The sequence below is a fragment of the Dialister sp. CAG:357 genome (genome assembly GCF_000435155.1).
Taxonomy (GTDB): domain Bacteria; phylum Bacillota; class Negativicutes; order Veillonellales; family Dialisteraceae; genus Dialister; species Dialister hominis.
The window spans coordinates 22100-29398 of record NZ_FR896432.1; the positions used below are offsets into that span (position 1 = coordinate 22100).

At 51.1% G+C, this 7299-nt stretch carries 6 protein-coding genes; all 6 read right to left on the bottom strand.

The features are described 5' to 3' along the window. Nucleotides 1-90: 90 nt before the first annotated feature. The 6 genes from M3200_RS05805 to M3200_RS05830 all read right to left on the bottom strand — a co-directional run bounded on the left by M3200_RS05805 (nucleotide 91) and on the right by M3200_RS05830 (nucleotide 7230). Entirely contained in the window at nucleotides 91-3123 is a 3033-nt protein-coding gene (locus M3200_RS05805) for a heavy metal translocating P-type ATPase (protein WP_022382602.1), read from the bottom strand. Between the two features lie 48 nt (nucleotides 3124-3171). Then, entirely contained in the window at nucleotides 3172-3483 is a 312-nt protein-coding gene (locus M3200_RS05810; RefSeq protein WP_022382603.1) for a metal-sensing transcriptional repressor, read from the bottom strand. A 166-nt stretch (nucleotides 3484-3649) separates the two neighbouring features. Further along, the gene (gene surE / locus M3200_RS05815; protein ID WP_022382604.1) at nucleotides 3650-4417 is read right to left on the bottom strand and encodes a 5'/3'-nucleotidase SurE; all 768 of its coding nucleotides are present in this window, start codon (nucleotides 4415-4417) and stop codon (nucleotides 3650-3652) included. Between the two features lie 162 nt (nucleotides 4418-4579). Continuing rightward, on the bottom strand, nucleotides 4580-5839 hold the full coding sequence (locus M3200_RS05820; RefSeq protein ID WP_022382605.1) for a glycosyltransferase family 2 protein: 1260 nt from the start codon (nucleotides 5837-5839) through the stop codon (nucleotides 4580-4582). Then, nucleotides 5836-6582: a CDP-diacylglycerol--serine O-phosphatidyltransferase gene (gene pssA / locus M3200_RS05825; protein ID WP_022382606.1), complete on the bottom strand. Its 747-nt coding sequence runs from the start codon at nucleotides 6580-6582 to the stop codon at nucleotides 5836-5838. The genes M3200_RS05820 and pssA overlap by 4 nt, the downstream gene beginning before the upstream one ends. Then, a complete protein-coding gene (locus tag M3200_RS05830) occupies nucleotides 6583-7230 on the bottom strand; it encodes a phosphatidylserine decarboxylase (protein WP_022382607.1) in 648 nt (215 codons plus the stop codon). Between the last annotated feature and the right edge of the window lie 69 nt (nucleotides 7231-7299).

A 7299-nucleotide genomic window follows, 5' to 3' on the forward strand; every position in this document is an offset into this window, starting at 1 on the left:
TCTTTTTTATTGCCTTCCCAGCTTCTATTACCGCTGAAAATGAAAAAGAGGATGCAGAGCCTTCCAGCCCGCATCCTCTTTCTGCTTTTCTTACTTTTCGATGCCGACGAACTTGTAGTCCTTGTCTTCGACGGCCTTCTGGATATCAGCGTCTGCGACTGCCTTGCTCACGGAGAGGACGGCAGTACCCTTTTCGTGGGATACTTCAGCGCTGTCTACACCGTCCAATGCTTCGAGAGCTTTCTTGACGGTGGCTTCGCAATGATTGCACATCATGCCTTCAATCTTAACTGTTTCTTTCATCTTGTTTTCCTCCTTTGGGAATTCTATTCCCTGATATTCATAATCCGCTTTGGAAATGACATCTTTCATCTCTTCCTCTACGGGTTGTGAGCTGTAAGTAATGGCCACACGCCCGGTCGTATAATCGGCACTGGCGCTTTCGATGAACGGCAGAGATTCGAGTGCTTTCTTCACATGCTTCTCGCAGTTTTCGCACATCATCCCGCCTACGAGGACTGTCGCCTTTCCTTCAGTGGAAGGTTCGTCTTTCAATGTATATCCTGCTTTGGAAATGGCATCTTCCATCGCTTTTCTGTCCGGCTCCCCGTCGGAGGTAATATCTACCGTGCCTTTCACATGATCGGCCTTTGCGCTTTCTATAAATGGCAGCGCTTCTAAAGCTTCCTTCACATGACGTTCACAGTTTTCGCACATCATGCCTTCGACATGGAGCACTTCCTTCTTGAGATTATCTTTGGAAGGAGCGCTTGCTGTTTTCGGTGCTTCTTTCTTAGGAACAGGAGCTTCCTTTACAGGAGTATTTCCCTTCGTAGCTTCCCCGCTCTCTTCCCCATCCTTCATCTTGAAGAAATTCAGACGGAGCGCGTTCATGCAGACAGTGAAGCTTGAAAGGGACATGGCAGCCGCGCCCCACATCGGGCTCATGTGGATACCTGGGTAAAGGCCGGCTGCAACCGGAATCAGGATGACGTTGTAGGCAAATGCCCAGAACAGGTTTTCATAAATATTCTTCAGCGTCTTTCTGGAAAGGCGGATAGCTGCCGCCACATCCGTCAGGCGCGAATTGATAAGTACGATACCGGCAGAATCGATAGCTACATCCGTGCCTGCACCGATAGCTATGCCTGTATCAGCACGGGTCAGGGCCGGCGCATCATTGATGCCGTCGCCTACCATGGCAACCCTGCCGCGTTTCTGCAGCTCGCGGATGACTTCTTCCTTACCAGAAGGAAGGACGCCCGCAATGACGCGGTCAACGCCTGCCTTTTTGGCAATCGTTTTCGCTGTCTTTTCATTATCGCCGGTCACCATGACGGTTTCGATGCCCATATCATGGAGCATACGGATGGCTCTTGCAGAGTCTTCCTTGATCGCATCGGCGACAGCGATCATGCCGAGGAGTTTCTTTCCTTTTTCAAAGAAGAGAGGCGTCTTTCCTTCATCGGCAAGCGCTTCTGCCTTTTCTTTGAGACTGCCAAGGCTTACATAGGTGGAAATATAATCAAGGGATCCGCCGTGAACGGAAATGCCTTCATCGCTGGCAAGAAGCCCGCTTCCTGAAACGATGCGGAAGTTATCCATAGCATGTGCTTTAAGGTTTCTCTTCTCCCCTTCTTCGACGATGGCGCGGGCCAGAGGATGCTCGGATTTTCCTTCCAGAGAGTAAGCAGTCGTAAGGAGTTCTTCCTCGCTGACGCCTTCGGCCGGAACGATGTCCGTCACTTCAGGACGGCCGGTCGTAATCGTGCCTGTCTTATCCAGGGCAACGATCTTGACCTTGCCTGCGTTTTCAAGATCCTCGCTCGTCTTAAAAAGGATGCCGTTCTTGGCGCCCATGCCGTTTCCGACCATGATGGCAACCGGTGTTGCCAGGCCCAGTGCGCAGGGGCAGGAAATGACGAGTACGCAGATTGCGTATTCAAGAGCAGTCGCCGTATCAGCACCGAGGAATTTCCAGATGATGAATACGACGATGGCAACCCCGATGACGGCTGGAACAAAGACAGCGGATACTTTATCTGCAATGCGCGCAATCGGCGCTTTCGTAGCAGCTGCATCGCTCACCATGTGGACGATCTGGGAGAATGTCGTATCTTCACCGACACGCGTTGCTTTGACGCGGATGAAGCCTGTCGTATTGATTGTTGCGGTGCTGACAGTATCGCCTGCTCCCTTGTCGACAGGAACGGATTCGCCGGTCAGGGCAGATGCATCGACGGCCGTCTCGCCTTCTATGATTTCCCCGTCGACCGGAATGGATTCGCCCGGTTTGACGACGAAGATATCGCCAGGCTTGACCTCGCTGATACCGACAGTCACGACCATGCCGTCCCGCTCAATATTCGCCGTCTCCGGCGCAAGTTTCATAAGCCCCTTCAAAGCATCGGTCGTACGTCCCTTGGAGAGCGATTCCAGAAGCTTTCCGACGGTAATCAGGGCCGGAATCATGGCCGCAGACTCAAAGTAAAGCTGCCCGCGGTAAAGCATATCAATCGATTCCCCCTGCATCGCAAAGTACGTCATCTTGTAGAGGACGGAGAGCGACCACAGGAAGGAAACGCCCGAGCCGAGAGCAACAAGCGCATCCATATTCGGCGCTCCCTGGAAGAGGGAACGGAAACCGGACGTGAAGAATGCACGGTTCACGAACATGACAATCAGCGCAAGAATCATCTGCGTGATGCCAAGCCCGATGTAATTTCCATCCAGGAAGGACGGAACAGGAAATCCCAGCATATTGTGTCCCATGGAAAGGTACATGAGGACGGCCAGGAATACGAGCGAGAGGATAAGTCTCTTCTTCAGCTTCGGCGTCTCCCTGTCCTTCAGCGCTTCTTCCTCGGCTGCGAGCGATCCTGAAGTAGATCCGCTCTTGACCTCACTATCCATGGGTTTGGCCCCATAGCCTGCCGCTTCGACAGCAGCAACGACGGAATCAGCACTGGCCGATCCTTCGACAGACATGGAATTCATCAGAAGGGAGACCGTCACTTTATCGACGCCCGGCACTTTGCTGACGGCTTTTTCCACATGAGCCTGGCAGGCTGCACAGGTCATGCCCGTCACCATGTACTGGCATTTATTTTCTTTCTCACTCACTTGAATCACCCCTTCATAGCGGCAAGGCCGCTGTATTTGGACCAGAAATCACTTCATCAGTTTCTGCAGCATGGTGCAAAGTTCATCGACCTTGTCATCCTTGCCTTCCTTGATGTCTTCCGTCACGCAGCCGCGGATGTGGGCCGCGAGAAGAAGTTTGTTGAAACTGTTCAATGCATTGGAAACGGCGGAAACCTGCATCACAATATCCGGGCAGTACGCGTCATTCTCGACCATCTTCTCAATGCCGCGGATCTGTCCCTCAATCGTGCGAAGCCTCTTCATCAGATTGCTTCTTTCTCTTTCCGTACGTTCCGTATGGCGGCAGCCTTCGCATGCCATTTCTTTATCTTCTGCCATTTGCATCACCGATCTTTCTGAAATCCTTACTTCTTACGGCTATATACTACACCCCCCTGGGGTGTTAGTCAATAGAAAAATTTAGAAATATGGACATTTGGCAATGCAAAAGAGCTGTGGAAATGCCGCCATTCCTACAGCCCTTCTTGAATTCTTGTTTCGATTCTTATTTTTCTGTATCAGCGATTTCCTTGACTTCTGCCAGTCTATCTGTGTCTGTCATGTTCCATGTGAGCGCTGTCAGTGTCGGGTATCCCCTGTGGATCCAGAATACATCTGTATCCGGAACGGCATCAGGAAGCATCGTGCCGGAAAGCCAGAAGCCCAGATGGCCGGACGGATCCTTCATTTCACGGATCGCATTGTCATAGCGCTGGATACCGAGCTTTGTAATTTTCAGATCCTTCCATCCGATATGTTCCTCTTCTTTCGGGATGTTGAGGGAAAGGATGCCCTTGTAGCTGGAGTCGACGAAATATTTCTTCACGACTTCGAAAGCAAAGTCTGCGGCCTTGGCCAGGTATTCCGGTTTCTTGACCGTTTCTGCGGAAAGCGCAATCGCAGGGATACCGAGGAAAATGCTTTCCATGGCGCCTGCGATGGTACCGCTGTAAAGGCAGTCGCTGCCGTTATTGAGTCCGTTGTTCATGCCGGAAACGATGAGATCCGGCTTGTCATTACGGAGCCAGTGTTCCAGCCCCAGCTTGCAGCAGTCTGCTGTCGTGCCGTTGCAGGACAATACCGTAATATTTTCTCCATAGCTTTCCTTCTTCCACATGCGCAGGTACGTCTGGAGAGAAAGGGAACTGGAGCAGGAGCTTCTCCCGCGGTTCGGTGCAATGACCGTCACCCTGCCCAGCCTGGCAAGTCTCTTTGCCATTTCAATAATACCGGGAGATTCAAAGCCGTCGTCATTTGTCATGAATATATGCATAGTCCACCTGTCACTTCTAAAAAAAGCCTCAAAGGCTGTACTTTGTTTCGTATCTATTTTAACAAAAACATGGAAAAGATTCTATACAATTTCGGTCAAGAGTTGATAGAAGCATGTAAAAAGAGCCGACCAAATGAATGAATCACTTGACCGGCCCTGCCATTACTGCCCTATTTCTTTCTTTCGTGTCAGACTTGCCTGTTCAAAATGCATGCTTCTGGTATGAATGGTATGAACCCATCCTTTTTTATGTCTGTCCTTCCATCCAAGGAGTGTGACAGGAATCCAGGAGTACATGAAGATCGGGTAGATCAGCCAGTAAAGATAAATCTTAGGCGGAACTTCGATCTGCAGAAGAACGATGAGTGGGACGATGGACTGAATGAATCCGATGACGGCCCAGAACTGCTTCGGCACGAGCACATCGTTGTAGAGGATGACTGTGAAGCAGGGATAGAACATATTGATATATGTCATCACCAGGTAGAACGTGGAGAGGACGAGGAAATAGTTCTGCAAAAGCTGCATGATGCCATCTAAGATGACGATGCTGTGTCTCTTGATGCCTTCTTTGAAAAGGATCGGGATGTAACGTTCGGAGCAGTCGAACTGGCCCTGCGCCCATCTCTTTCTCTGACGGCAGGATGCCATGAATCCGAGCGGCTTTTCATCATAGATGATAGCGTCATGGACCCAGCAGGTGCGGATGCCGTGAGAGAGGCACTTCATGGAGAATTCCATGTCTTCTGTCAGGCAGTCGCAGCCCCAGCCGTATTTCTTGACGATGTCGGCGGAAATGCACATGCCTGTGCCGCCAAGGCAGGAGGACAGTCCCATATTGTACTTGCCCAGATGCCAGAGGTGGTTGATCGTCCAGAAGGCAATGGCAAATGTGCCGGATACCCATGTATCTGTCGGATTTTTGGCAGACAGGTATCCCTGAAGGACTTTCTGGCCTTTGAGAAGACGGTTGTTCATGACGGCAAGGAAATCCAGGTGAACAAGGTTATCCGAATCGAAGACGCAGAACGCATCGTAATTCTTATTCAATGCGAAGATCTTCGGGAATACCCAGTCCATGGCATAGCCTTTGCCGACGAGTTCCTTATTGGTTCTTTCAAAGACGAAAGCTCCGTGCTCGCGGGCGATGTCTGCCGTATTGTCCGTGCAGTTGTCCGCGATGACGTAGACGTCATAGAGTTCCTTCGGGTACTTCAGGAGCTTCAGGTTTTCCAGAAGGTCCGACAGTACGGCCGATTCATTGTGCGCTGGTATGACGATCGCAAATTTGCTGGCGGGATCCGCCAGATTTCTTTCTTTTCGATGCCACATGCCGAATACAGCGATGACCGTGTAGTAAATCGTGAAGAAGGCCACGATCAGCTGTATAGGGAACATGATTATATCGAGGTAATGGTTCATTGTACGTTTCCTTCAGCGTCTCCGTTTTGAGCCTGCGCCCTGCGTTTCATTCTCAGACGGCGCTGTTTTCTCTTAGCCTTGCGACGGTTGAGGTATGTATTGACAATACCGAAAATAATGTAAGCTGCGCAGAGAACGGCTGCCCATGCAGGCCAGTAAATAATCGTGCAGATCAAGAAGAATGCCAGGCATCCAAGAAGAGCCGGCAGGTGAAGCTGATCGGCGCTTGCGCCTTTGTTGTCCGGATAGTGGATTTCGCTGACCATCAGGAATGCGAGTGCGAGGACGCAGAGCATGGCGAGCCAGTTCCAGATCTTGATGCCGGAAAGGACATAAGCAGCCACGATGACGCCTGTCGTCGGACATGGCAGTCCTTCGAAGTAGCCGTGTACAGCGCTGACCTTCACATTGAAGCGTGCCAGGCGGAAAGCGCAGAATGTGCCGAGAAGCGCACAAGGAATGAATCCCAGAGCTCCCAGATCTTTCAGCTGGTATGCATACATCAGTGTTCCTGCGGCAATGCCGAAGGAAATATCATCGGACAGGGAATCGAGCTCAACGCCCATCGGTCCTGCCGTATGCAGAGCGCGGGCTACGCGCCCGTCCAAAGCATCTGCCACCATGGCAATCAGTATGAATACAGCTGCCAGCTGGTAATGTCCTGATACGGACATCATAATGGACAATCCGCCGAACAGCGCATTCGTTGCTGTCACGGCATTGGCAATCCAAGATTTATTCACTTATTTCAGCCTCCCTACTACTGTCAGTCCGCCCTTGACTTTGTCTCCCTTTTTCACACAGATCTCACACTCTCCCGGTATGTATAATTCTGTGCATGAGCCGAACTTGATCATCCCGTACAATTCTCCTTTTTTCAGGGTATCGCCCAGGTTCTTCCAGGTAACGACCCTGCGGGCAAGGATACCCGCGATCAGAATGACCAGGATGGAGCGGTCGCGTCCTTCTATGCCGATCGCGCCTCTCTCGTTTTCAAAGCCGACTCCGTCCTTATAGGCAGGAATGAAGCGGCCCTGAACATACGACTGGTACTTGATTTCCCCTGCCATCGGCGAGCGGTTGCAGTGCACGTCGAAGATTGAGAGGAAAATCGTGATCTTATGGCATTTTTCTCCCAGGTATGTGTACTCATAGACATCATCAGACACGTCGACGACGGTACCGTCGGCCGGAGAAACGAGCACATCGTCTCCGGGCGGGATTTTCCCGTTGCGCGGCGGGCATCTGAAGAAATAGGTGAAATACACTGAGATCACGAGGGGGATCACCGCCAGGTAATACCATTTCATCCAGAAGAAGAAGCAGGCCAGAGCCATCGTCGCCAGGATGAACGGAAACCCCTCAGGCAAAATGAGTGGTTTTTTAAGCATTATTTTCTCCCTTGTTCCTTTTTCCATTTTTTGACAGCTCTCATGAATTTAGGAAGAGCCGTCATTCTT

Excerpts from the sequence above, each read along its gene's own strand:
- M3200_RS05830 (WP_022382607.1), bottom strand. The coding sequence starts at position 7,230 with ATGCTTAAAAAACCACTCATTTTGCCTGAGGGGTTTCCGTTCATCCTG.
- M3200_RS05810 (WP_022382603.1), bottom strand. The coding sequence starts at position 3,483 with ATGGCAGAAGATAAAGAAATGGCATGCGAAGGCTGCCGCCATACGGAA.
- surE (WP_022382604.1), bottom strand. The coding sequence starts at position 4,417 with ATGCATATATTCATGACAAATGACGACGGCTTTGAATCTCCCGGTATT.
- M3200_RS05820 (WP_022382605.1), bottom strand. The coding sequence starts at position 5,839 with ATGAACCATTACCTCGATATAATCATGTTCCCTATACAGCTGATCGTG.